This window comes from Candidatus Accumulibacter contiguus, assembly GCF_036625285.1.
Taxonomy (GTDB): domain Bacteria; phylum Pseudomonadota; class Gammaproteobacteria; order Burkholderiales; family Rhodocyclaceae; genus Accumulibacter; species Accumulibacter contiguus.
In genome coordinates this window covers 1,266,879-1,291,509 of the sequence record NZ_JAZKUC010000002.1, presented here as the reverse complement: position 1 = coordinate 1,291,509, position 24,631 = coordinate 1,266,879, and the positions used below count along the sequence as shown (strand labels likewise).

Annotated in this window: 17 protein-coding genes and 2 pseudogenes; 11 read left to right on the top strand and 8 right to left on the bottom strand. The window is 62.3% G+C overall.

The features are described 5' to 3' along the window. Positions 1-190: 190 nt before the first annotated feature. Positions 191-370, top strand: a pseudogene (locus tag V5B59_RS26515) (IS701 family transposase); the annotation flags it as partial. 183 nt (positions 371-553) lie between these two features. Here V5B59_RS26515 and V5B59_RS24700 read toward each other — a convergent pair. After that, the gene (locus tag V5B59_RS24700; RefSeq protein ID WP_248594871.1) at positions 554-1,081 is read right to left on the bottom strand and encodes a PEP-CTERM sorting domain-containing protein; all 528 of its coding nucleotides are present in this window, start codon (positions 1,079-1,081) and stop codon (positions 554-556) included. Between the two features lie 670 nt (positions 1,082-1,751). Between V5B59_RS24700 and V5B59_RS24695 the strand changes: the two genes are divergently transcribed. From V5B59_RS24695 to gnd, 3 genes are read left to right on the top strand one after another with little or no spacing between them, the layout of a single operon-like run. After that, positions 1,752-2,534, top strand: a complete 783-nt coding sequence (locus tag V5B59_RS24695; protein ID WP_169070611.1) for a hypothetical protein — start codon at positions 1,752-1,754, stop codon at positions 2,532-2,534. Continuing rightward, positions 2,531-3,247 carry a 6-phosphogluconolactonase gene (gene pgl, locus V5B59_RS24690; protein ID WP_169070612.1) on the top strand — a complete coding sequence of 239 codons (717 nt, stop codon included), beginning with the start codon at positions 2,531-2,533 and terminating at the stop codon, positions 3,245-3,247. The genes V5B59_RS24695 and pgl overlap by 4 nt, the downstream gene beginning before the upstream one ends. Continuing rightward, positions 3,192-4,451 (top strand): decarboxylating NADP(+)-dependent phosphogluconate dehydrogenase, encoded by a 1,260-nt coding sequence (gnd, locus tag V5B59_RS24685; protein ID WP_169070613.1) that lies wholly within the window; start codon positions 3,192-3,194, stop codon positions 4,449-4,451. Before pgl ends, gnd begins: the two co-directional genes overlap by 56 nt. A gap of 144 nt (positions 4,452-4,595) precedes the next feature. On the opposite strand, the pseudogene V5B59_RS24680 reads toward gnd, so the two are convergent. After that, positions 4,596-4,712, bottom strand: a pseudogene (locus V5B59_RS24680) ((2Fe-2S)-binding protein); the annotation flags it as partial. Between the two features lie 275 nt (positions 4,713-4,987). Here V5B59_RS24680 and V5B59_RS24675 point away from each other — a divergent pair. Then, positions 4,988-5,482 carry a Dps family protein gene (locus V5B59_RS24675; protein ID WP_169070614.1) on the top strand — a complete coding sequence of 165 codons (495 nt, stop codon included), beginning with the start codon at positions 4,988-4,990 and terminating at the stop codon, positions 5,480-5,482. A 50-nt stretch (positions 5,483-5,532) separates the two neighbouring features. Here the strand turns inward: V5B59_RS24675 and V5B59_RS24670 are convergent, their stop codons facing one another. Continuing rightward, positions 5,533-8,646, bottom strand: coding sequence for an efflux RND transporter permease subunit (locus tag V5B59_RS24670; protein ID WP_332352449.1), 3,114 nt, complete (start codon positions 8,644-8,646; stop codon positions 5,533-5,535). Then, positions 8,643-9,818 carry an efflux RND transporter periplasmic adaptor subunit gene (locus V5B59_RS24665; protein WP_169070615.1) on the bottom strand — a complete coding sequence of 392 codons (1,176 nt, stop codon included), beginning with the start codon at positions 9,816-9,818 and terminating at the stop codon, positions 8,643-8,645. Before V5B59_RS24665 ends, V5B59_RS24670 begins: the two co-directional genes overlap by 4 nt. A 109-nt stretch (positions 9,819-9,927) precedes the next feature. Between V5B59_RS24665 and V5B59_RS24660 the strand changes: the two genes are divergently transcribed. Then, positions 9,928-12,471, top strand: a complete 2,544-nt coding sequence (locus V5B59_RS24660) for an ABC transporter permease (RefSeq protein WP_332352448.1) — start codon at positions 9,928-9,930, stop codon at positions 12,469-12,471. A 125-nt stretch (positions 12,472-12,596) separates the two neighbouring features. Next, positions 12,597-13,559 (top strand): histidine phosphatase family protein, encoded by a 963-nt coding sequence (locus tag V5B59_RS24655; RefSeq protein ID WP_169070616.1) that lies wholly within the window; start codon positions 12,597-12,599, stop codon positions 13,557-13,559. A 24-nt stretch (positions 13,560-13,583) separates the two neighbouring features. Here V5B59_RS24655 and V5B59_RS24650 read toward each other — a convergent pair whose 3' ends face one another. Then, positions 13,584-13,850, bottom strand: coding sequence for an RNA recognition motif domain-containing protein (locus V5B59_RS24650; RefSeq protein WP_169070617.1), 267 nt, complete (start codon positions 13,848-13,850; stop codon positions 13,584-13,586). A 61-nt stretch (positions 13,851-13,911) separates the two neighbouring features. Further along, positions 13,912-15,321 (bottom strand): DEAD/DEAH box helicase, encoded by a 1,410-nt coding sequence (locus V5B59_RS24645; RefSeq protein WP_288130526.1) that lies wholly within the window; start codon positions 15,319-15,321, stop codon positions 13,912-13,914. A gap of 353 nt (positions 15,322-15,674) precedes the next feature. Here V5B59_RS24645 and V5B59_RS24640 point away from each other — a divergent pair, with 353 nt between their 5' ends. From V5B59_RS24640 to V5B59_RS24625, 4 genes are all read left to right on the top strand, one after another. Further along, a complete protein-coding gene (locus tag V5B59_RS24640; protein ID WP_169070618.1) occupies positions 15,675-16,790 on the top strand; it encodes a phosphoserine transaminase in 1,116 nt (371 codons plus the stop codon). A gap of 41 nt (positions 16,791-16,831) precedes the next feature. Beyond that, positions 16,832-18,004 (top strand): phosphoglycerate dehydrogenase, encoded by a 1,173-nt coding sequence (locus V5B59_RS24635; RefSeq protein ID WP_034912627.1) that lies wholly within the window; start codon positions 16,832-16,834, stop codon positions 18,002-18,004. Positions 18,005-18,155: 151 nt separating this feature from the next. After that, the gene (locus V5B59_RS24630) at positions 18,156-18,314 is read left to right on the top strand and encodes a hypothetical protein (protein ID WP_169070619.1); all 159 of its coding nucleotides are present in this window, start codon (positions 18,156-18,158) and stop codon (positions 18,312-18,314) included. Between the two features lie 212 nt (positions 18,315-18,526). Then, the gene (locus tag V5B59_RS24625) at positions 18,527-21,106 is read left to right on the top strand and encodes a glycogen/starch/alpha-glucan phosphorylase (RefSeq protein WP_332352446.1); all 2,580 of its coding nucleotides are present in this window, start codon (positions 18,527-18,529) and stop codon (positions 21,104-21,106) included. 124 nt (positions 21,107-21,230) lie between these two features. On the opposite strand, the gene V5B59_RS24620 is transcribed toward V5B59_RS24625, so the two are convergent. Both V5B59_RS24620 and glgA read right to left on the bottom strand, forming a co-directional pair. Then, a complete protein-coding gene (locus V5B59_RS24620; RefSeq protein ID WP_332352445.1) occupies positions 21,231-23,192 on the bottom strand; it encodes an alpha-1,4-glucan--maltose-1-phosphate maltosyltransferase in 1,962 nt (653 codons plus the stop codon). A 132-nt stretch (positions 23,193-23,324) separates the two neighbouring features. Continuing rightward, positions 23,325-24,536, bottom strand: coding sequence for a glycogen synthase (gene glgA / locus V5B59_RS24615; RefSeq protein ID WP_169070621.1), 1,212 nt, complete (start codon positions 24,534-24,536; stop codon positions 23,325-23,327). Positions 24,537-24,631 lie beyond the last annotated feature (95 nt).

The following is a 24,631-nucleotide window of genomic DNA, read 5'->3' as shown; positions in this document are numbered from 1 at the left end:
CTGGCGAGAAAGCGAGGAACTACTTCTCGGTTTTCGAGAACGGCTGAACGACTGTAGAGGATAGGATATGAAACATCACTGAAATTTAGACACTCGCGACCGCCGACACATGCCGGGAGCACTCCGGCGCCGCGAAAAAACTTGACATGGCTATGGGATAGTGAGCGCGCGGCGCCTAATGAGGGACCGTATCAGCATCCAGCACGATCACAGCCACAAGGCCAATCGTCCGACCTTTGTGAACAGTCCGTGCTGGGTCACCCTGGCCCGGGTGCTCCGGGTACGTCTGGGCTCTGCCCTGACGGTGCCGATTCGCTCGTGGTTGCTCGAAGAATCGGGCCAACGCGGCAAACTCTGGATAGCGCGGCAACCATGCTGAAGGCTGCGCCGGTTCGTTGCCTAGGGTGAGAATTCGTTGGGATCTCCGGTCTTCGGTGCGACGTGCAAAACCAAAATGGGCGCCCGCAACCGACGGACGCCCATCCTCGCAAACCCGACTTGCCTAAGTTCCTCTTGTCAGCCTCCGGGCTCGGGGGTGGTCGATTCCTGCCGGTCAGTTGCGGCGGCGGCGCGCCATGCCAAGGCCGGTCACGGCGAGGCCAAGCAGAGCAAGCGACGAAGGCTCAGGAAGGCCGGGAGGCGGCGTCGTTGAATTGTTGAACGAACCGTTGATCTGGCTGCCTGGGCCAGCGTTCTGCGTGTACGCGGCGGACCAGTACACCGGCGTCGGATCGAAACCGATTCCAACCGTTTGCGTGATCGTACCCACGGCAAGAATGCCCAGCGAGGTCGCGCCAGGGGTGCGCGCCGTCACCGTCAGAGTTTCCAGGAACGTTCCCATCGCCGTGGTGAACTCTTTCGTGAAGACGCTACCGATGGTCACTCCCAATGGGTCGGACAGGGTCACCGGTTGGCCAGCGACCAGACCGACGTTGTTCGCTATGATTGCGCCAACCAAATCCGGAGCACCGCTAGAAATGGTGGCTGCAGTCGTTACATCGCCGGTATTGGCAGTGAAGGCGCCAAGCGCCGCGACGTTGAAGATGACGTCAATCGGAATGGCAGAGGCTGGAGTGGCCAAGGCAGCTGCAGCCGACGTTACGGCTACCGCGCACAAGCGAGAAAATTTCATAGGTTAGTCCTCTATTGGTTGTTTGCTGCGCGGAATTGCGCGGCTGAAGAATACTAAGCAAAGGGTGTGCCAGGTTGATGTATCCATCTTTTTTCAAGCATTTATGTTGCTTCCTCGGTCTGGGGCAAGCCTCAGGTGTAAGATTTGCCGACACTCCTTCGGATTGGCGACCGCCGATCCGGCGCTCTACCTGTCCCTGACGATGGCAATGACCGCACTCGCCGGGCTGTTGTACATCGGTGCCAGTTTCGCCCAGCGCGCGAGAGATCGCCAGCAGGTCGGGTTCGGCGATGGTGGCTTTGCGCACATTCCAGTTTTGCCCTGGAATCACTGTCCAGTATATGCCCTGAGGTACTCGTGGAATACGCACCGCGAAAGGGGTTGTGCATCGTCCTGCCCGCCGGCAGCCCACATCCCGGACGAACTCCCTGGGCTGCACGCCCCTCGAGAAGACGATCGGCGTCCAGCCGGCAGGCGCCGTTCCCGGCACTGGCATTGAACCTGCGCCCACTGCCTTGTCGAATGACAAGCGGCCTCGCTTCGACGAGGACGCACTGACACAGGCGCAGCGTCCTCCGGCTGTTCCGGCACCACCAAACTCGCTATCGAGGTTCCGCCCATGCTTGAGAACCATATCGTCGTCATCTTCGGCGCCTCCGGCGACCTCACCCGTCGCAAACTGCTGCCGGCGCTGGCGAGCCTGCACGCCCAGCGCCTGCTGCCCGAGCGCTTCGCCGTGCTCGGCGTCGGCCGTACACCGCTGGACGACGCCAGTTTTCGTCAGGAGATGGCCAGCGCCCTGCCCCGCTTCGCCGCTCACCTGCCGGCGGAAGCCGCCGCTTTCGTGCCGCTGCTGCACTACCAGTCGATCGATACCGGCGATCCCGCAGCCTACGAGCAGGTCAAGCAGCGCGTCTATGGGCTCTGTGCGGAACTCGGAATTCCTCACAACTGCCTCTTTTACCTCAGCACGCCGCCCGACCTCTATCCGAAGATCTCGGCCTGCCTTGCCGCAAGCGACCTCAACACGAGCGGCGACGGCTGGAAGCGACTGGTGGTGGAAAAACCATTCGGACGCGATCTGGCAAGCGCCCGCGAACTCAACCGGCAGTTGCTCGCGGAGTGGCGCGAAGACCAGCTCTACCGCATCGACCATTACCTGGGAAAGGAAACCGTTCAGAACCTGCTGGTGTTTCGCTTCGCCAACGAGATTTTCGATTCGCTGTGGAACCATCGTTACGTGGACTACGTGGAAATCACCAGCGCCGAGAGCCTTGGTGTCGAAAGACGCGCCGGCTATTTCGACGGTAGTGGAATCGTCCGCGACATGGTGCAGAACCATCTGTTCTGGCGCTATCCCTGCCAGAACCTCGCTTCCGGCGGTGAGTACTGCGAACTGTGAACGCCTGGCACGTCCACCCCGACGCCACGGCCAGCGTTCAGGCACTGGCTTGCGATCTGGTGCGCTGGTTACGGGAACGGCGCGGCGAAATTCACCTGGCGCTCTCCGGTGGCAATACACCACTTCGCCTGTATGCCATACTCGCCGCGGCGGCAGGCATCCCGTGGCCGCGCGTGCATCTGTGGTGGGTCGATGAGCGCCTGGTTCCGCCCGACGATCCACGCAGCAATTACGGTGCCGCCAGGTCGCTCCTCGTGGAGCCGCTGCGACTGGCCGCGTCGAGAATCCACCGCATCCGGGGCGAAGTTCCGCCTGAGCAGGCGGCGGCCGACTACGACCGTCAACTCGCCGAACTCGCGGGCGCCGGTTCGTCGCCCGTTTTCGACTGCGTCCTGCTCGGTGTCGGTGAGGATGGCCACACGGCCAGCCTCTTTCCCGATACGCAGCCAGGGTGGACTGGCCGGCACTGCCTGCTCGCACGCCACCTCGACGACGGGACGCTGCGCGTCTCGCTGAACGAGGCCACGCTGCTCGCCGCTGCCCGCGTGGTCTTCCTGGTTGCCGGCGCCGGCAAACGCAGCATTCTCGCGCGCATTCTTTCGGGCAACGCGCCCGAGCTGCCAGCCAGCCGCATCATCGCGCGTGCGCCGCAAGTCCATGCCTACCTGGACGCGGCTGCCGCCCCAGACCTTACAAGTTCTCCGGAGGGATGAGAGCATCGACCACCTCCTGCCCCACCTCGAGCCCGGCGACATCGTCATCGACGGCGGCAATTCGCACTACAAGGACAGCCAACGCCGCGTCCAGGCCCTTGCCAAGCAGGGCATCCGCTTCGTCGGCATGGGCATTTCCGGCGGCGAGGAAGGCGCCCGCCACGGCCCGAGCATCATGCCCGGCGGCAACCGTGAGGCGTGGCCGCACCTGAGAAACCTCTTCCAGACGATCAGCGCCCATACCGATTCCGGCGAGCCCTGCTGCGACTGGGTCGGCGAAGGCGGTGCCGGCCACTTCGTCAAGATGGTGCACAACGGCATCGAATACGGCGACATGCAGCTCATCGCCGAGGCTTGCCATCTGCTCAGGGATCTGGGCGGCTGCCAGCCTGCCGAAGTGGCGGCGATATTCGCGCAATGGAATCGCGGCGACCTCGCCAGCTATCTGGTCGAAATCACCGCAGAAATCTTTCGTGTCAGCGAAGCCGACGGCAAGCCCCTCGTCGACCGCATCCTCGACACCGCTGGCCAGAAAGGCACCGGCCGCTGGACCAGCGGAAGCGCCCTCGAACTGGGTGTGCCGCTGACGCTGATCACCGAGTCGGTGTACGCGCGCAGCCTCTCTGCCCGGCTCGACGAGCGTGTCGCTGCTGCGGCGATCCTGCCCGGCCCGTCGCCACGACCTGGCGTCGAGCGTGGCGCGCTGGTCGCTGCCGTGGGTGATGCGCTGCTGGCCAGCAAGCTGGTGAGTTACGCGCAGGGCTTCATGCTCATGCGGGCTGCCAACGACGAGTATGGCTGGCGACTCGATCTCGGCCGCATCGCCCTGCTCTGGCGCGCCGGCTGCATCATCCGCAGCTCATTCCTCGGCCGTATTCGCGATGCTTACGAGCACGACGCCGATCTCGCCAGCCTGTTGCTCGATCCCTGGTTCCGGCAAGTGGTCGAGCGCTCCCAGAACGGCTGGCGCGGCACGGTGATGCTCGCCGCCGAGCACGGGATCGCGGCTCCCGGCCTGTCGGCGGCACTCGCCTTCTACGATGGCTACCGCTGCGCGCGCAGCCCGGCCAACGTCATCCAGGCGATGCGTGACTACTTCGGCGCGCATACCTTCGAGCGCACCGACCATCCGCGCGGGGTCTTCTTCCACCACGACTGGATCGGCAGCGGCGGTAGCGCCACCTCGGGCAGCTACACGGCCTGAGATCGAATGGCGGGGTCGGGCATCAAATGCCCATTCATGACTTTCATGACAGCCAAGCTGCGCAAGCGCTCTGCGTTTGCCGTCTCCCGGCCTGGCGCCGCCACGTGCATCCTGCAGGCACTCATAAGCACAACTGGCGCAGCGACCACAATCCCGGATAATGCCAAGATTATGACAAAGATCCTTCAGCGTGCGCGCACCGTCCTGTACTGCTGCACGGATGTGCTTATCAGTCACTGCCCGGCACACGCAAACGTACATCAACGGCCTCCACCAGAAGAATGAAAGGATGAAATCAAGCATGCGGCAGCCAGCCCCAATAATAGCAAGAAACTATTGCATCCATACTGACAATCAATTATACAAATGAAACAATTCTTCATAGAATGTGTTCATCGGGTTCCCGCGCAACCGGCCTCGGCTTCCCGAAAACCACAGGACGACGCAGTTTGCGGGCATCGGGAAGGAAGACCTTCCGCACGCAAAGTGGTCGAACTTCTCCCCGCACCAAAGCTTTCAACCCAGGAGAAACGACGATGAACGCCAAGAAAACCCAAACCCCTTCGATCAATATCGGCATCAGCGCCAGCGATCGCGAAAAGATTGCCCATGGCCTGTCTGCCCTGCTGGCCGACAGTTACACGCTCTACCTGATGACGCACAACTTCCACTGGAATGTTACGGGACCCATGTTCAATACCTTGCACCTGATGTTCATGGGCCAGTACACGGAACAGTGGAACGCGCTCGACGTCATCGCCGAGCGGATTCGCGCACTCGGCCATCCCGCTCCCGGCACCTACAAGGAGTTCAGCAGGATGAGTTCGATCAGCGAGGTGGAAGGAACGCCCAAGGCAACGGAGATGATTCGGCACCTGGTTGATGCCCAGGAAGCCACGGCACGCACCGCGCGCGAGTTGTTCCCGGTGGTGAGTGCCGCGAACGACCAGCCCACCGCCGATCTGCTCACCCAGCGTCTGGAAGTGCATGAGAAGACCGCCTGGATGCTCCGCAGCCTGCTCGAAGAGTAAGTTGCTTGCATGGGAGATTGGCGTCAGCGACTCACGAACAGGAATTGACCTCAAGTGCCGGAGCCTGGCTTTCCGTTTTCCAGCGCTGGGATCATCTCGCGCGCATCCTCTCGCGAAAATCGATCGAGATAGAGGTAGATCACCGGCGTCAGGTAGAGCGTCAGGAACTGTGAGAGCAGCAGACCGCCGACCACCGCCAGGCCGAGCGGTCGCCGGACTTCGGCGCCGGCACCGAGACCGAGGGCGATCGGCAGGGTTCCGACCAGTGCCGCCATGGTGGTCATCATGATCGGCCGGAAGCGGATCAGGCAGGCCTCAAAGATCGCGTCGCGCGCGGCCATTCCTGCCTGCCGCTGCTGCGCCAGCGCAAAGTCGATCATCATGATGGCGTTCTTCTTGACGATGCCGATCAGCATGATGACGCCGACGAAGGCGTAGAGACTGAGATCGATGCCAAAGAGCAGCAGCGTCAACAGCGCGCCGAGGCCCGCCGAGGGCAACCCCGAAAGAATCGTCAGGGGGTGGATGAAACTCTCGTAGAGAATGCCGAGCACCAGGTACACCACCAGAATCGCCACCAGCAGCAGGACGCCGAGTCCCTGCTGTGACGACTGGAAGGCCTGTGCGGTGCCTTGCAGGCTGGTGTTCAGCGAGACCGGGATGCGCAGTTGCTGTTCAAGCCCCTTGATCCGGTCCACCGCTTCGCCCAGCGATACCCCCGGCAACAGGTTGAACGACAAAGTGACCGACGGCAACTGCCCCTGATGGTTGACGGTCAGCGCCTGCGTCTTGCGACTGAAGCGCGCGATGGTGTCCAGCGGGATGAGCTTGCCGTTGCTGCTGCGCACGTAGAGGCGTGACAGCGCTTCCGGATTGGCCTGGTATTCCGGGTCTACTTCGAGAATCACCTGGTACTGATTGGTCGCACCGTAGATCGTTGACACCTGTCGCGCGCTGAATGCGCTCTGCAAGGCATCTTCCACCTGCCCATAACTGAGACCGAGCGTCGCCAGCTTGTCGCGGTCGATGTCCAGCGCCAGCACCGGGCTGAGGTGGTTGAGGTTGTTGGTGACATCGACGAATCCGGGCAACTGGCGGAGACGTTCGGTCAAGGTGGCGGTCCATTGGTACAGCTCGCCGAGGTCGGTGTCCTGCAGGGTGTACTGATACTGCGCGGCGGTGAGCTGGCCGCCGATGCGGATGACTGGCGGATTCTGCATGTACGCCTTGATTCCCGGGACTTCCGCGAGTTTGGGGCGCAGGCGCTGAATGATCTCGTCTGGCGACGAGCGACGTTCCGAGCGGGGTTTGAGGATCATGAAAATGGTCCCGGTATTGGCCGTCGGGCGGATGCCGCCGGCACCCACCGCCGACATGAACGAGCGGATGTCGGGTTCCTGCGCGACGATTTCGGCCAGCGCGCGTTGATGTTTCACCATCGAGGCGAAGGAGATGTCCTGCGCGCCTTCGGTGAAGGCGATGATCTGACCCGAGTCACCGCTCGGCAGGAAATCCTTGGGCACCACGGTAAACAGATAGCCGGTGAGCAGCAGGGTGGCAAAGAAAGCCACCAGCACGCTGCGTGGGTGCGCCATCGCCAGCTTGAGCGTCCGCTCGTAGCCCGCGAGCAGGGCAGCAAAAAAACGCTCGAAGATCTGGAACAGACGGCCATGCGTATCAGGCTCGGCGTGCTGGATGTAGCGGCTGCAGAGCATCGGGGTCAGGGTCAGCGACACGAAGCCGGAGACCAGAATGGCGACGCAGATGGTGACCGCGAATTCGTGCAGCAGGCGGCCGACGATGCCGCTCATGAAGAGCACCGGAATGAAAACGGCAATCAGCGAGAGGGTCATCGAAAGGATCGTGAAGCCGATCTCGCGGGCGCCCTGGATCGCCGCCTCGAACGGTGTTTCGCCCTTTTCGACGTGGCGGACGATATTCTCCAGCATCACGATCGCATCATCGACGACGAAGCCGACACTCAGAGTCAGCGCCAGCAGCGAAAGATTGTCGAGGCTGTAACCGAGGACCGCCATCGCCCCGAAGGTCCCGACCACAGAAATCGGCAGCGCCAGCGCCGGAATGATCGTCGCCGACAGGTTCCTCAGGAACAGCAGGATCACCAGAATCACCAGGAAACCGGCCAGGATCAGCGTGAACTGGACGTCGTCGATCGCGTCGCGGATCGAGACGCTGCGGTCGAAAAGCACTCTCATCTCGATCGCTGCCGGCAGCTTGGACTGGAACGACGGCAAGATACGCTTGATGGCATCGACCGTCTCGATGGTATTGGCGCCGGGCTGGCGCTGAATCGCCAGGACAATGGCACGCTTGTCGACGTTCCAGCTGGCGATCTTGTTGTTCTCGACGCTGTCGATCGGGGTGGCGACTTCGTCGAGCCGCACCGGCGCGCCATTTCGCCAGGCAACGATCAGTGGGCGGTAGGCCGCGGCACTGGAAAGCTGTCCGCCATCCTTGATGGCAAAAGTCTGGCGGCTGCCATCGAGCTGGCCGATCGGTTGGTTGACGTTGTTCTGGGCCAGCGTCTGTTGCAATTCGTCGAGGCCGATTCCCCGGCTGGCGAGCTGGTCGGGGTTGGCCTGCACGCGCACGGCGAATTTCTGCGATCCGAAAATCAGCACCTGGGCGACGCCGGGGATCGTCGACAGACGCTGCGCGAGCTGGGTTTCCGCGTATTCGTTCACCAGCGACAGCGGCAGCGTCGGTGACAGCATGGCGATATAGAAGACCGGCGAGTCGGCCGGGTTGACCTTGCGGAACGACGGTGGCGCCGGCATGTTCGGCGGCAACTTGCGCAAGGCGGCGGAGATCGCCGCTTGCACATCCTGCGCGGCGGCGTCGATGTTGCGTTCGAGCGAGAACTGCAGGGTGATCGAGGTCGATCCCTGGGCGCTCGTCGAGGTCATCGAATCGAGGCCGGCGATGGTCGAGAATTGCCCTTCCAGGGGTGTGGCGACCGCCGCCGCCATGGTTTCCGGGGAGGCGCCGGGCAGATTGGCGGTCACTGCAATGGTCGGGAAATCGACCGTCGGCAATTCGGAAACCGGCAGAGCACGGTAGCCGATCAAGCCGAAAATGAGGAACGCCGCCATCAGCAGCGTGGTCATGACCGGGCGGCGAATGCAGAGTTCAGGCAGATTCATTTGGTGTTGCCGCCCGGCTGAGTGGCCGGCACTGGCGTGGCGGCGGCGGCTCCCTCCGGCTGTTTCACCTGCACCAGCGATCCCGGGGCCAGCCTGAGCTGGCCGTCGGTGACGACCACTTCATCGCTGGCAACGCCCCTGCCGATCGCCGAGATGCCACGGAAGCTGGCCGACACGTCGATCTTCCTGGGTTCTACAGTGTTGTCCGGGCGGACGACAAACAGGAAGTTGCCCTCCGGCCCCTGCTGCACGGCTTCCGCGGGAACGACCACGGCATTGCTCAGGGTATCGAGGGAGAGGCTGACCTCGAGAAATTGTCCGGGGATCAGTCGTTCATCACGATTTTCCAGCAGGGCCTTCATCTGGATGGTGCCGGTGCCGGCATCGACGGTGTTGTCGAGAAACCTCACCGTGCCTGCAAAACGCTGCTCCCGGTTGCCGGGAATCGTCACACTGGCGGGCAGATCGCCGCTTGCCATGGCCTTGCGCACACGCGGCAGATGCTTCTCGGGAATCGAAAAAGTCACGTAGAGCGGTTGCACGCGATTGACCACTGCCAGCACCGTTTCATTCATCTTGACGGCGGAACCGGGGAACACCAGACGCGCGCCGACCACGCCCGCAAATGGAGCGCGGATGCTGGTGTAGGCGAGTTGGAGCGTGGCCAGTTCCAGAGCGGCCCGGTCGGCCCTGACCGTCGCGCTTGCCGTAGCTTCGCCGGTACGCAGTTCGTTGACCTTTTCCTCGGAAACGAAGCCGCGTCCCTGCAGGGACAGATAGCGCTGCACGTCGGCCCTGGCCTTGGCGAGCTGGGCTTCGCTCCTGGCCAGATTGGCCTGCGCCTGCAGCAGCCGCGCGTCGAAGTCGCCGGGGTCGAGCCGGACCAGGACCTCGCCCTGCCGGACATGTTGCCCTGCGGCGTAGGTCACCGCCAGAACCTGTCCGTCCAGCCGTGATTTCAAGGTCACGCTTTCGTACGCTTCGGCGCGTCCTACCACCTCCAGCAGGACGGGTATGTCGCCGACCGTCGCCCTGGCCACGGTCACCGGCACCGGCGCTGCGCTCCTGGCAGTCGTACCGGAGTTGCTCTGACGAGTGTTCTGGTACCAGTATCCTGTACCGGCAACGCTGGCCGCGATCACGGCCAGCAACAGCATCTTGGATCTTGTCATTTGGCGCTACCATAACAGTCGGAAACAGGAGCTAGGAGATAGGGGAAGGGTTGTACTCTGAACATCCTGCCTTGGTCAAGTACGCAAAGTATTCTCGAACAGGTGATTCATGCGAGTCCTGCAACTGTGCTCCTTCTCCTGGCGAATGCTGCGGCGCGACGCGCGCGGCGGTGAGTTGCGCCTGCTGGCGGCGGCTCTGGCGGTCGCCGTGGCCGCCCTGTCGGCGGTGGGATTTTTTGCCGACCGTGTTCGTCAGGCGCTCGATCGCGAGTCTCATCAATTGCTCGGCGCCGATCTCTTGCTGACCGCCGATCATCCGTGGCCGCAAGCCTTGACCGACGAGGCGCGCGCGCGCGGCCTGCAGGTGGTCGAGACCCGTACCTTCCCGAGCATGGTGACGCACGGCGAAGCTGACGAGCTGCGTGCGCAGCTCGCCGAGATCAAGGCGGTTGGTGCCGCTTATCCGCTGCGCGGCACCCTGCGCATTGCGCCGGCGCTGAATGTCCCGGATGCGCCGGCGCGTGGCGGGCCTCCTGCCGGAATGATCTGGATCGACGAGCGTCTGGCCTCGGCACTGGGCGCGCGCGTCGGTGACCAGATCGCCGTCGGGCAAAGTTCGCTGCGCGTCGATGCCGTACTGACTCTCGAGCCGGATCGCGGCATCAACTTCTTCAGCGTCGCGCCGCGCCTGTTGATGAACCTCGACGATCTGCCGGCCACGGCCCTGCTGCAAATCGGCAGTCGTGTCGGCTACCGCCTGTTACTGGCCGGCGACCTGCCGCTGGTGCAGCGTTTCCAGCGCGACATCGAGCCACGCTTGGCGCGTGGGCAACGCATCGAAGACCCGCAGAACGGCCGCCCGGAGATCCGTACCGCGCTCGAACGGGCGCAGAAATTCCTCGGTCTTTCGGCGCTGCTGACGGTGGTGCTGGCGGCGGTGGCGGTGGCGCTGGCTTCGCGACGTTATGGGCAACGCCATCTCGATCCCTGCGCCGTGATGCGCTGTCTAGGCGCGACACAATCCTTGCTGTTGCGCCTGTACCTGGGCCAGTTTGCCGTGCTCGGCGTACTCGCGGCCAGCATTGGCTGCGCGCTCGGCTACCTCGCCCATTTCGCCCTGCACGCCTGGCTCGCACAGTTGCTGGCGACGCCACTGCCACCGCCGGGTCTGCTGCCGGCCGTACAGGGGGTGGCGGTCGGTCTGCTGCTGCTCTTCGGCTTTGCCGTGCCGCCCCTGCTGCAGCTCAAGAAGGTGTCGACGCTGCGTGTTCTGCGCCGCGAACTGGGCAATCCGCGCAGCGGTCTGCTCGGTGGCTATCTGCTCGGCTTCCTGGCGCTGGCCGGCCTGATGTTCTGGGTGGCCGGCGAAGTCGAGCTTGGCGCCTACGTGGTCGGCGGCTTCAGCGTCGCACTGATCTCCTTTGCGCTGATTGCCCGGCTCGCCATCCGGCTGGCAGCCGCGCTGCGTGGCGGTAGGCGATCCGCCAGCGCGAGCGGAATCGGCTGGCGTTACGGGCTGGCAAGCCTGGAGCGGCGTGCGGGCACCAGCGTCCTCCAGATTGTTGCACTGGCGCTCGGCTTCATGGCGCTGCTGCTGCTGACCGTGACGCGCGGCGAGCTGCTCGATGCCTGGCGGCGGAGCGTTCCACCCGAGGCAGCGAACCGCTTTGTCGTCAATATCCAGCCCGACCAGGTCGAAGCAGTACGCGCGGCGCTGCTGGCGCAGGGCCTGGTGGCCGAGCTGGCGCCGATGGTGCGCGGGCGATTGACGCGCATCAACGACGTCGAAGTCAGTGCCGCAAGCTACACGGACGATCGCGCGCAGCGCCTGATCGACCGCGAGTTCAATCTGTCGATGCGCGCCGATCTGCCGGAAGGCAACCGACTCAGTGGCGGGCGCTGGTTCTCTCCCGCCGAAGTCGCTGGCCGGGGGGGCGACGCGGCCGCGTCGGTCGAAGATGGGCTGGCGAAGACGCTCGGACTGTCTGTCGGCGATCGGATCGAGTTCGTCGTCGCCGGCGAGCAGGTCGGCATGTCGGTGGTCGGATTGCGCAAAGTCAACTGGGATACCATGCGCGTCAATTTCTTTGTCCTGACGCCGCCGCTGGTCCTGCAAGGCTACCCGGCAAGCTGGATCACCAGTTTTTATCTTCCCCCGGAAAAGGCGGAGTTCATCAATCGGCTGATTCGCGAATTTCCCAATCTCACGGTGATCGACGTCGCAGCAATCCTGCGCCAGTTGCAATCGATCATGGATCAGGTGGCGCGGGCGGTGCAGTTCGTTTTTCTGTTTACTCTGGCCGCCGGAGTCATCGTTCTCTACGCGGCGCTGGCTTCAGCAGCGGAAGAGCGACGCTACGAGCTGGCCGTGATGCGCGCCCTCGGAGCACGCCGGGAACAGCTCAGGCGGGCCTTGCTGGCCGAGTTTGCGGCGATTGGCGGGTTTTCCGGCCTGATTGCCGCGCTCGGAGCCATCGGCGTTGGCCAGTTTCTGGCGCGCCAGGTCTTTCGCTTCGAAGTGACGATCGATCTGTGGCTGTTGCCGGCAGCGATCTGCCTTGGCGCTTTGCTGGTCAGCGCCGCCGGCTGGTTCGCCGCCACCCGGCTGCTGCAGAGCGCGCCACTGGAAGCGCTACGCGGCGGCAGCGCCTGACTTGGCTCTGGCGAGGTTGATGGCGCGCCAGCGTGAACCATCGTTTATCATAGCGCCGTGAAGAGCGACTACGCCGGGACACCGAGCTTGTCCTCGTTGACCAACATTGAGGGGAGAGTTTCGCCATGAAAGGAAAGACATTGCTGGTATTGCGGCACGGTAAGTCGGACTGGGGCACCGGTCACGAGGATTTTCACCGCCCGCTGGTCGAAAGAGGCCGCCTCGGCAGCCAGAAAATGGGGGCCTGGATCAAGCGCCAGAAACTGGTTCCGGACGCGGTGCTCAGTTCCACGGCCGAGCGCGCGCGTGCCACGACGGCAGCGGCCTGCAAGGCGATGGGGGTACCGTTGAGCAAGGTGCGCTGGGACGAGCGTCTCTATGCGGCGCCAGTCGAAGATCTGCTGGCGGCGCTGGCCGATTGCCCGAAGAGTGCCCACCGGGTGATGGTGGTCGGACACAATCCGGGGCTCGAAGAACTGATCGATTATCTGAACGAAGGCCAGATCGAGGTTCCGGACGATGGCAAGGTGCTGCCGACTTCGGCACTCGCCCAACTGGAAATGATCGAAGACTGGACGAAGCTCGAGCCCGGCTGCGCCACTCTGGTCTCGGTCACCCGACCCGGACAGGTGCCGGACGATCTGGCCGTAGACGACGAGCCGCAGGGTCCCGTTCCCGACTACTTCTTTACCCAGTCGGCAGTGCTCCCCTATCGTCGGATCGACGGCCAACTGGAAATCATGGTCATCGCCTCGCGCAAGGGCACTCGCTGGGTGATCCCCAAGGGCGTCAAGGAACCCGAGCTGTCCTTGCGTGACTCAGCCGGCAAGGAAGCCCTGGAGGAGGCAGGCGTGCGCGGTCGCCTCGACGAGGAGCCGATTGGCCATTACGACTACAAGAAATGGGGCGGCGTGTGCCATGTGGCGGTATTTCCGATGGAAGTCAGCGAAAGCGTTCCCGAAGACGAGTGGGAAGAGAGCCACCGCGAACGGCGCTGGCTGGAGGCCGGCAAAGCCAGGAGCATGGTCGACGAGCGTGCCCTGCGCAAGCTGATCGACAAACTGGCCAAACGGGTCGGCAAACGCTGAAGCGAAGAAGCATTCTGCAAGCGGCTAGCGGTGGCGCATGCCGCCACTGCTCCGCGCCACGGCTTCGTTTACCCGCAACGGCTGGCCGTGCAGGTCCTTGCCGTCGAGGGCAGCGATCGCGGAAAGCGAATGCGCCCTGCCGGGCATTTCGACAAAGCCGAAGCCCTTCGATGCACCGCTGAACAGCTCGCGCATCACCTGCACGGACTTCACCTGGCCGAAGGCCTTGAACAGATTGGTGAGTTCTGTTTCGTCCGTCTCGGGTGCGAGATTACCCACGAATATATTCATTGCCGGCTCCTGGTCTGACGATTCGATAAATGGCTCGTGGCTGGTGGCGCAGGTCCGCTGCTCAACTGCCGCGTCGGGTGGGGCTGCGAAACAGCGCTGGCAGTGCAGCACCGGCCCTGGCGCTCTGCGGCGCCCGCGGTACATTCGGCAGCGGCGCCTGACTGGCACGCGCCGGCGTTGACGCGCTCGGGCGTGCCGGTGGCGTCGCCGAGGTCTGCGTCCGCTGCGCACTAGCCTTTCCCTGGCCGCCGCCGCGTCGCTTGCCATCGCGACCGCCTCGTTCAGCAGCTTGCACTGCGACCAGCAGATGAGGCGGCGGCGGCTGACCGGGCTCGAATCCCGGCACGATCTGGCGATCGATGCGACGCGTCAGCAGCTTCTCGATGTCGGCGAGCAGCGCGTTCTCCTCAACCGAAACCAGTGAAACCGCCTCGCCGGTGCTCCCCGCACGCCCGGTCCGGCCGATGCGATGGACATAGTCCTCGGGAACGTTGGGAAGCTCGAAGTTGACCACATGCGGCAACTCTTCGATGTCCAGACCGCGCGCGGCAATGTCGGTCGCCACCAGGACACGCACCGTGCCGGCTTTGAAGCCGGCCAGTGCCCGGGTACGTGCCGGCTGGCTCTTGTTGCCGTGGATCGCCGTGGCCTCGATGCCTTCCTTGCACAATTGCTCCGCCAGCCGGTTGGCGCCACTTTTCATGCGCGTGAACACCAGCACCTGGCGCCAGTCGCCCGACGACACCAGATGGGTCAGCAGTTCGCGCTTGCGCCAGGCATCGACCGGATGGATGCGCTGGGCAACCAGTTCGGATTCGGCGTTGCGGCGTGCAACTTCGATCATCGCCGGCGCGTGCAGCAGGCCGTCGGCGAGCTGGCGAATCTCGCTGGAAAAGGTGGCCGAGAACAGCAGGTTCTGCCTCCGCGCCGGCAGCAGCGCGAGGATGCGCCGAATGTCGCGAATGAAGCCCATGTCCAGCATGCGGTCCGCTTCGTCAAGCACCAGGATCTCGACATGCGCCAGGTTGGCGGTCTTCTGCTGCAGGTGATCGAGCAGGCGGCCCGGCGTGGCGACGAGGATATCGACGCCACGGCGCAAGGCTTCGATCTGTGGATTGATGTTCACGCCGCCGTAAACCAGGGTGGACTGGAGCGGCAGGTACTGGCCGTAGGTGCGCACGCTCTCTTCGACCTGCGCCGCGAGTTCGCGGGTGGGTGTCAGGATCAGCGCCCGTACGCGCCGGGGGTGGTGTGCAGCAGTGGGGGAAGCTGCCGACAGCCGCTGCAGCAGCGGCAGCGTGAAGCCGGCGGTCTTGCCGGTTCCGGTCTGGGCGCCGGCGAGTACATCACGTCCAGCAAGAATGACCGGGATGGCTTGCGCCTGTACTGGCGTCGGTTCGGTGTAGCCCTGTTCGGCGACAACACGCGTGAGTTCGGCCGCAAGGCCGAGAAGGGCAAACGATTGGGACAAGAAAATCTCCTGCAAACGACCTGCTGCGGCACGGCACCATCAGAGCCGGTTCAGGCGGATACCACAATTTTGGGGTGGGATGATTCGGGGCGCTCGGCACTTGCCGGGGGGAGAAACCGCGAGAAAAGCAAACTGCCGACCGGATGAAACACAGCTCGCTTCCGGGCAGAACTATACACGGTTTAGCGCGGCGCAAGCAGATTATCGGCGCCGGCGACCCGTCGACAAGCGGCTGCCTGCTGCCTGCGACGTGCCCCTCTGTTACAATTCCATGCTTGTTCGATACTGATACTGGCTGGTGGACCTTCGGGGAGGCGCCAGCCCCCGGTTTCTTTTTCTAGATAGAGGCAATCATGCAACCCACAGCGAAACCCAAAAACCCCAATTTTTCCTCAGGTCCCTGCAGCAAGCGCCCGGGCTATGATGTCAGCGCCCTTTCGCTCAACACCCTGGGCCGCTCGCACCGCTCGGCGCTGGGCAAGAAAGCCCTCGCGCTGGCGTGCTCGGAAACCGCTCGCATCCTCGGTTTGCCGGAAGGCTATCGCGTCGGCGTCGTGCCGGGGTCGGACACGGGTGCAGTGGAAATGGCGATGTGGTCCTTGCTGGGTCAGCGCGGTGTCGACGTTCTGGTCTGGGAGTCCTTTGGCGCGGGCTGGGCGACGGACGTGGTCAAGCAACTGAAACTTTCCGACGCGCGCGTCCTGAAGGCCGATTATGGCGACATCGTCGATCTCGCGCAGGTGAATTTCGACAATGACGTGGTGTTTACCTGGAACGGCACGACTTCCGGCGTCAAGGTGCCCAATGGTGACTGGATTCCGAATGAGCGCACCGGCCTGACGATCTGCGATGCCACTTCGGCGGTATTCGCCATGGACCTGCCCTGGGACAAGCTCGACGTGGTGACTTTCTCCTGGCAGAAGGTCTTGGGCGGTGAGGGGGCGCACGGCATGCTGATCCTCGGCCCACGCGCGGTTGCCCGTCTGGAAAGCTATAGCCCGCCGTGGCCACTGCCCAAGGTGTTCCGCCTGACCTCCGGCGGCAAGCTCAGCGAAGGTATCTTCCGCGGGGAAACGATCAACACCCCTTCGATGCTCTGCGTTGCCGACTATCTCGACGCCTTGCAATGGATCGAGGCGATTGGCGGCGTCCCGGCGGCGATCGCGCGCAGCCAGGCCAACCTGGCGGTGATCGCCGAGTTTGTCGCCGCCAACGACTGGATCACTTTCCTGGCCAAGGATCCGGCAACGCGCTCGAACACCAGCGTCTGCCTGAGCGTGCAACTCGATGCCGAACAGGTCAAGAAGCTCGTCAAGCTGCTCGACAGCGAAGGCGTTGCTTTCGACATCGGTTCGTACAAGGACGCACCGGCAGGGATTCGCATCTGGTGTGGGTCTACCGTCGAGACTTCCGACCTGCAAGCGCTGATGCCATGGCTGGCCTGGGCCTATCAGCAGGTCGCCGCCTGATTCCCGTCATTCCACCGATCATCTATCCGAGTCACATAGCCATGTACAAGGTCAGAACCTACAACAAGATTTCGATCAAGGGTCTCGATCGATTTCCGCGTCAATCCTATGAAGTCGGTAGCGACATTGCTCACCCCGACGCTTTTCTCCTGCGCAGCCAGAAGCTGCAGGGTATCGACGTCCCCGCCTCGTTGCTGGCCGTTGCCCGCGCCGGCGCCGGGGTCAACAATGTTCCGGTCGCCGAATACGGCAAGCAGGGGATCGTGGTGTTCAACACCCCGGGAGCCAATGCCAACGCCGTCAAGGAACTGGTGATGGCCGGCATGCTGCTGAGCGCGCGCGGCATCGTCGATGGCATGAATTATGTGCAGTCGCTCGCCGATATCCAGGATCCGGCGGAGATGTCGCCGCTCGTCGAAAAAGCCAAATCCCGCTTTGCCGGCCACGAAATCCGTGGCAAGACGATCGGTATCGTCGGTCTCGGAGCGATCGGCTCGATGGTCGCCGACATGGCGCTGGCGATGGGCATGACGGTAGTCGGTTTTGACCCGGTGTTGTCGATTGATGCGGCCTGGCGCCTGTCGAACGAAGTCAGCCGCATGGAAAACCTGCAATCGCTGCTCGCCCGTTCCGACTACGTCTCGCTGCATGTGCCGGCGGTCGATGCCACCCGGCATATGCTCAACGACGACACTCTGGCGGTCATCAAAGAGGGTGCCGTGCTGCTCAACTTTGCCCGGGACGCGATCGTGAACCCGGCGGCGGTCCTGCGCAGTCTTGACGCCGGCCGGCTCGGCAAGTACGTCTGCGATTTTCCCGAACCCGCTCTGCTCGGACACCCGCGAATCATTGCCATGCCGCACATCGGCGCCAGTACCGAGGAATCCGAGGAAAACTGTGCGGTGATGGCTGCCAACCAACTGGTCGACTATCTGGAAAACGGCCACATCGTGAACTCGGTCAACTTCCCGAAGATCAACATGGAGCGCAGTCCGGGCACCTCGCGAATCACCTTCTCCAACGACAATGTCTCCGGTGTTCTCGGCCATGTCCTGTCCATTCTGGCCAACCACCAGGTCAATGTCGTAGACATGATGAACAAGAGCCGCGGTGAACTGGCTTTCAACATTGTGGACGTCGAGAAAAAGCCCGGCGAAGAGGTGATCGACGCCATCAAGGCGGTCGAACGCGTGATTCGCGTACGTGTGATCTAGAGTTTCTGTCCGAAACGGCGAGCCGGACGCAGCTCATGGCCCTGCCCTTCCTGCGGCTGGAACCAGGACGCTTGAGCACGGGTCATATGCCAGTCAATGTGGTTTGGCGCCTGCCTCCGCTGGCTGCTTGCATCGACGACGGGAGAAAGCAATGCCTCTTCAACTGCTCGCAAATCTCGGCTGGCACGAGTTCTCGGTCCTGCTCTTCGCGCTGCTCCTGGCGCTCGTCTTCTTCCTGGTCCTCCGCCAGAACCAGAAGGATTTTCTCGAAATCGAAGCCTGGGTGACTGAAAAGAAGCCCGGCTTCTAATCCCGGCGCGAGCAGCATCCCGGTGATCTCCAGCGCACGCCGATGACACCGAACCCATCTCCATGCTTTCGTTAGAATGAGAATTGTTGCGTTTGAACGGCACAGCGTGCACAGCTTCGCGCAATGTTATAGACTCGCCTTGGACGTGGATCGGTGAACACGGATTCGCGATCTCTTACATATCGATAAACAAGAAATATGAGGGTGCCGACATGAAAGTTGAAATCGAAAAAGAAAATGCGCCACCGCTGGAGGCAGATTCCGCTCTGCTGGTGGGGCGCGAAGACCGGCGCACCGGACTCAGTGTGGACGCACTGAAACGTGCCATGCTCGACAAACTGGTCTATGTGCAGGCGCGCTTCCCGCAGGTGGCGACGCGGCGTGACTGCTTCATGGCGCTCGCGCAGGCGGTACGCGACCGCCTGTTGCAACGCTGGGTACAAACTGCGCGCACCTATCGCGATCGGGGCAGCCGTACCGTCTGTTACCTGTCTGCCGAATTCCTGATTGGTCCGCAACTCGGCAATAACCTGATCAATCTCGGGATCTTCGATCAGGCCCGGCAGGCCACCCAGGAGTTCGGACTCGATCTGGAAATGCTGCTCGATCAGGAGGAGGAACCGGGGCTGGGCAACGGCGGTCTTGGACGCCTGGCGGCATGTTACCTCGACTCGCTGGCAACGCTCGAAATTCCTGCCATCGGTTATGGCATCCTGTACGAGTTCGGCATCTTCACGCAGGCGATTCGCGATGGGCAACAGATCGAGCTGACCGACAAGTGGTTACGTGCCGGAAGCCCATGGCTGATCCACCGTCCGAATATCGCTTTCGACATCAAGCTTGGTGGTCATACCGAATATCAGTATGAGGCGAACGGCGATCGCCGCCTGCGCGTGCAATGGGTTCCGGCCAAACTCGTTCGCGGTACCGCCTGGGACATGCCGGTGTTGGGTTACGGGGTGAATACGCCGAACCGGCTCCGGCTGTGGAGCGCCGAGGCGCCGGAGAGTTTCGATTTTGCAGCCTTCAATGCCGGCAACTACCATGAGGCCGTCGATGCCCAGATTCGCTCGGAGACCATCACCAAGGTGCTGTACCCGAACGACGAAACCGAAGCAGGCCAGGAACTCAGGCTAGAACAACAGTACTTCTTCGTGGCTTGCTCACTGAAGGACATGATTCGCCTGCAACTGCAGCGCGAGAAGAATCTCGATCATTTCGACGAGAAGTTCGTCGTCCAGCTCAACGATACGCATCCGTCGATCGCCGTGGCGGAACTGATGCGCCTGCTGGTCGATGAATATATGATGGAGTGGGACCAGGCCTGGGCGATTACCCGCAAGACCTTCGCCTACACCAACCACACGCTGCTGCCGGAGGCGCTCGAAAAGTGGCGACTGGCCCTGTTCAAGCGCGTGCTGCCGCGGCATTTCGAGATCATTTGCGAGATCAACCTGCGTTTCCTCGACGAAGTGCGGATTCGCTATCCGGGCGACGACGCGCGGCTGCGAAGAATGTCGCTGATCGACGAGGATGGTGCGCACTACGTGCGCATGGCGAATCTGGCGGTCGTCGGCAGCTTCGCGGTGAATGGTGTGGCCAAGCTACATTCCGAACTGCTCAAGTCGGATGTCCTCAAGGACTTCTACGAGATGTGGCCGGAGAAGTTCAACAACAAGACCAATGGCGTCACGCCGCGCCGCTTCGTGGTCCTGGCGAATCCGACGATGTCCGGGCTGATCGAGGAAACCATCGGCACCGGCTGGGTGACCGACATGACACGGCTGCGCGAACTCGAACCGTATGCCGACGATCCCGCCTTTCGCGAATCCTGGCGGCGGATCAAGAGCGGCAACAAGAAGCGGCTGGTCGGCGAGATCAAACGTTTTGCTCATGTCGACGTCGATCCGGCGTCGATGTTCGACATCCAGGTCAAACGTTTTCATGAGTACAAGCGGCAGCACCTCAACATCCTGCACGTGGTTTCCTTGTACAAGCGCCTGAAGGACAACCCCGACCTCGTGATCGCGCCCCGCACCGTGATCTTCGGCGGCAAGGCGGCGCCGGGTTACTTCATGGCCAAGCTGATCATCCGGCTGATCAACGCCGTCGCCGACGTGATCGGTCGCGATCCGGCGATGCACGGCAAGCTGCAGGTGGTGTTCTTCCCGAACTACAACGTCAAGCACGCCCAGTCGATCTTTCCTGGTGCCGATCTGTCCGAGCAGATTTCACTAGCCGGAAAGGAAGCCTCCGGAACCGGCAACATGAAGTTCCAGATGAACGGTGCGCTGACCATCGGCACGCTCGATGGTGCCAATGTCGAAATCCGCGAGGAAGTCGGTGACGAGAACTTCTTCCTGTTCGGGATGACCACACCTGAGGTGATGGAACTCAGAAGAACCGGCTACCGACCACGGACCTATTACGACGAGAACCCGCACCTGCGTGAAGTGATCGACCTGATCGCCAGTGGCTTCTTCACCAAGGGCGACCGCGAGATTTTCCGGCCCCTCGTCGATCACCTGCTCAACCATGACGAGTACATGCTGATGGCTGACTTCCAGTCGTACATCGATTGTCAGTCCAGGGTCTCTGATACCTACCTGGACATCGATCGCTGGACACGGATGTCCATCCTCAACGTCGCACGTTCCGGATTCTTTTCTTCCGATCGGGCGATCTGTGAGTACTGCAACGAGATCTGGAAGGTGAAGCCGGTGCGTATCGAACTCAGTGACCTTTCGGGCGAGGACATGAAGTTCACCCGCGCCCTTGCCGGATCCGATTAAGCGACTGCAGCAGGGGCAGGATGCCCTGCCCCTGCAGTGTCGCACTTCGATCGCGTTTGTGGACGATGACCCGGCCGAAGTCAGGCGCGACGCCTTGCCGGTCTGGCTGACCGCGAGCTGCTTTCTACCAGCGCCGGACCTTGATGATGTGTGCCATCTTGGTGGTCGGAGCGAGCTCGACATAGGCCGTCGGACCATGCCAGCGATAGCGCTCGCCAGAGAGCAGGTCGTGTGCCTGGTACTGCTCGTCCTCGGGAATGCCGAAGGTGCCCAGTGGCACATGCAGGATCGAGTGGTGCGAGTGGAAGGGGTCGAGATTGACCACACAGATGACAATGTCCGACCGGTCTTCGGTCATTTTGGCATAGGCGAGGATGTTGGGGTTGTCGGCATTCAGGAAGAGCACGTTATTGTAGGTTTGCAGGGCGGGGCATTCCTTGCGGATCCGGTTGATCCGGGTGATGATGTCAATGATGTTGCCCGGGGCTTTCCAGTCGCGCATCTTGATTTCGTATTTCTCCGAATCGAGGTACTCCTCCTTGCCGGGAATCGCCTCGTTCTCACACAGCTCGTAGCCACTGTAGATACCGTAGACGCTTGACAATGTCGCGGCCAGCACGGCACGCATGATGAATGCCGGGCGGCCGCCGAACTGCAGGATCGGTGGCAGGATGTCCGGCGTATTGGCAAAGAAGTTGCCGGTGAAATACTCCTTCATCTCGCCGCAGGTCAACTCGCTGACGTACTCGGTCAGGTCATGCTTGTGGTCACGCCAGGTGAAATAGGTGTAGGACTGGGCGAAACCGACTTTCGCCAACAAGCGCATCATCTTCGGTTTGGTGAAGGCTTCGGCCAGAAAGATGACTTGCGGGTGCTGCCGGTGCACTTCGCCGATCACCCATTCCCAGAACGGTACCGGTTTGGTGTGCGGATTGTCGACCCGGAAGGTGGTGACGCCCTTGCCAACCCAGAACAGGAAAATCTTGAGCATTTCCTGCCACAGCCCGGCGCGGTCGCTGGTCCCGAAATTGAGCGGGTAGACGTCCTGGTATTTCTTCGGCGGGTTTTCGGCGTACTTGATCGATCCATCGGGACGATGGAAGAACCACTCCGGATGCGCTGCAACATAAGGATGGTCGGGCGAACAATTCATCACATAATCGAGCGCAATCTCGATTTCCAACTCACGGCAGGTGGCGACAAACTGGTCCCAGTCGTCCCAGGTACCGAGTTGCGGCTCCAGCGCCATGTGGCCGCCGTGTTTGTTGCCGATCGCCCAGGGACTGCCGACGTCGCCTGGTACGGCAACCAGGCTGTTGTTCTTGCCCTTGCGAAAACTGTAACCGATGGGGTGGATCGGCGGCAGGTAGACGACGTCGAAACCCATCGCCTTGATGTCGTGCAAGCGACGGATGCTGTCCTGCAGGGTGCCATGCCGGTACGGCATGTTGCCTTGCGAACGCGGGAAGAACTCATACCAGGCGGCAAAACGGGTGATGGGCCGATTGACCATGATCGTCAGCGCTGGCGCCAGTTGATGGCCCTCGCTGCGATCGGGGTAGCTGGCCATCATGCCGCGCATGACCTTGCCGATGCCCAGATCGATGGCGCCGCGCTGCTCGCCGGCAGCCAGCGCAGTTTCGATGGCCGCGATGATGCCCAGCATGCGGCTGAGATCCTCGCCCTGCGCCACGGCGGCCGACTTCTTGAGGATCACCAGACCCTCGAGCAGTTCGCTCCTGAGGTCTGCACCCGGCACGCTCTTCTTGCTGATTTCGTCCACCCACGACAGATATCTTTCGGCATACGCCTCGATCGTGTACTCCCAGCGACCGACCGTGGTGACCGTAAACTCACCGAACCAGCGGTCGTTGTCGCCCTGCGTCATCGCGCTTTCCTGCCATTCCTTGTCACCGACCTGGCGCGCCTTGAGCACGGCCGCCAGTTTGTCATGGCCTTCCTTGTAGATGTCGGCGCTGACGGTAACCTTCTCGCCGACGACGCGCTTGATGGGGAAACGGCCACCGACCACTTGCGGCTCGACCGCTTCGATGATCACACGAGGGTATTCTTTGGGAATCATCATCATTCTGCTCCTAAATCCTGATCCGGCCTGGCCGGAAGAGTGGAATCTGTAGGTGAAGACCGGTGCGCGCCAACAGCGCGCAGGCCGACGGAAGCAAGCCGATGTCGCGGCTGCCGTCGACACCCGCCGGCATCACTTCAGCAGCGAATCGTAGAGTTGCTTCGTTTGCTGCGCGATGCTCGACCAGCTGAAGACATCGCGTGCACGCTGCTGGCCTGCTGCGGCCATTGATTCGGCGAGTTCCGGGTTGTCGAGAATCTTGTTGATCGCAGCCGCCAGATCGCGTGAAAAGACATCCGGATCCACTGGCTCGAAGGGAGCCACGTGCAGTTGCTCCAGCGGCACCAGATAGCCGGTGACGCCATCGATGACGACCTCCTTGATACCACCGACGGCACTCGCCACGACTGCGGTGCGGCAGGCCATGGCTTCGAGGTTGATGATCCCGAAAGGCTCGTAGATCGACGGGCAGCAGAACACCGTGGCATGCGAATAGAGCTGGATCGCCTCGTCCTTGCTCACCATCTCCTGTATCCAGATCAGGTTCTTGAAACCCTCCTGGCGGACACGCTTGACCGCGGCCTTCATCTCGGCCAGGATTTCGGGGGTATCGGGTGCGCCGGCGCAGAGGACGACCTGCGCGTCGGGGTTGATGTAATGGATGGCATTGACCAGGTGGACGATGCCTTTCTGACGCGTGATCCGGCCGACGAAGAGGACAATCGGCTTGTCGGGGTCGACCCCGTACTTTTCGAGGGCAGCGGTTTCGTCGGTCGGATGGTACTGGTCGACGTTGATGCCGTTGTAGATCACCGTGATCTTCGCCGGGTCGATGTCGAAATGCTCGAGGATGTCGGCCTTGGTTCCCTCCGATACGGCGATCACTGCGTCTGCCATGCTCAGCGAGGTCCGTTCGATCCAGGACGACATGTCATAGCCACAGCCGAGCTGCTCGCGTTTCCACGGGCGCAGCGGTTCCAGCGAATGCACCGTATGCACCAGCGGAATGCCATAGAGGGTTTTTGCCAGGATACCGCCAAAGTGCGCGTACCAGGTGTGTACATGCACCAGATCAGCGTCGACCTGGTCGCTCAGCGTTTCGAGGTTGGTTTCGAAGGTATCCAGCGCACCGCTGAGCTTCTTGTCGACATGCGCGAAACTTCCCTTGCCGAAAGGGTAGCCCTTGATTCGCACGCCATCACTGCTGACCGTGTCCTGGTCGCCAAAGGAGCGGACTTCGACATGCATCAGTCTGGCGAGTTCGCCAGACAGATACTCGACGTGAACACCGGCTCCGCCGTAGACGTGGGGAGGATATTCGCGCGTCAATAGGAGTACTTTCATTGCGGCACTTTCTATGCTGTGGTTGTGAGGTGGACGTGCTCTCGGCGCGTCTTCTGAAGGCCTTGTCATTGTAGCGGGAAAGGCGTTGGCCGACC

What these genes read in the sequence shown, in the direction of transcription:
- V5B59_RS24650 (WP_169070617.1), bottom strand. Translation starts at nt 13,850, where the DNA reads ATGAATATATTCGTGGGTAATCTCGCACCCGAGACGGACGAAACAGAA.
- V5B59_RS24660 (WP_332352448.1), top strand. Translation starts at nt 9,928, where the DNA reads ATGCGAGTCCTGCAACTGTGCTCCTTCTCCTGGCGAATGCTGCGGCGC.
- V5B59_RS24695 (WP_169070611.1), top strand. Translation starts at nt 1,752, where the DNA reads ATGCTTGAGAACCATATCGTCGTCATCTTCGGCGCCTCCGGCGACCTC.
- V5B59_RS24620 (WP_332352445.1), bottom strand. Translation starts at nt 23,192, where the DNA reads ATGATGATTCCCAAAGAATACCCTCGTGTGATCATCGAAGCGGTCGAG.
- V5B59_RS24640 (WP_169070618.1), top strand. Translation starts at nt 15,675, where the DNA reads ATGCAACCCACAGCGAAACCCAAAAACCCCAATTTTTCCTCAGGTCCC.
- V5B59_RS24670 (WP_332352449.1), bottom strand. Translation starts at nt 8,646, where the DNA reads ATGAATCTGCCTGAACTCTGCATTCGCCGCCCGGTCATGACCACGCTG.
- V5B59_RS24675 (WP_169070614.1), top strand. Translation starts at nt 4,988, where the DNA reads ATGAACGCCAAGAAAACCCAAACCCCTTCGATCAATATCGGCATCAGC.
- glgA (WP_169070621.1), bottom strand. Translation starts at nt 24,536, where the DNA reads ATGAAAGTACTCCTATTGACGCGCGAATATCCTCCCCACGTCTACGGC.
- V5B59_RS24655 (WP_169070616.1), top strand. Translation starts at nt 12,597, where the DNA reads ATGAAAGGAAAGACATTGCTGGTATTGCGGCACGGTAAGTCGGACTGG.
- gnd (WP_169070613.1), top strand. Translation starts at nt 3,192, where the DNA reads ATGCCTACCTGGACGCGGCTGCCGCCCCAGACCTTACAAGTTCTCCGG.
- V5B59_RS24635 (WP_034912627.1), top strand. Translation starts at nt 16,832, where the DNA reads ATGTACAAGGTCAGAACCTACAACAAGATTTCGATCAAGGGTCTCGAT.
- V5B59_RS24625 (WP_332352446.1), top strand. Translation starts at nt 18,527, where the DNA reads ATGAAAGTTGAAATCGAAAAAGAAAATGCGCCACCGCTGGAGGCAGAT.
- V5B59_RS24630 (WP_169070619.1), top strand. Translation starts at nt 18,156, where the DNA reads ATGCCTCTTCAACTGCTCGCAAATCTCGGCTGGCACGAGTTCTCGGTC.
- V5B59_RS24665 (WP_169070615.1), bottom strand. Translation starts at nt 9,818, where the DNA reads ATGACAAGATCCAAGATGCTGTTGCTGGCCGTGATCGCGGCCAGCGTT.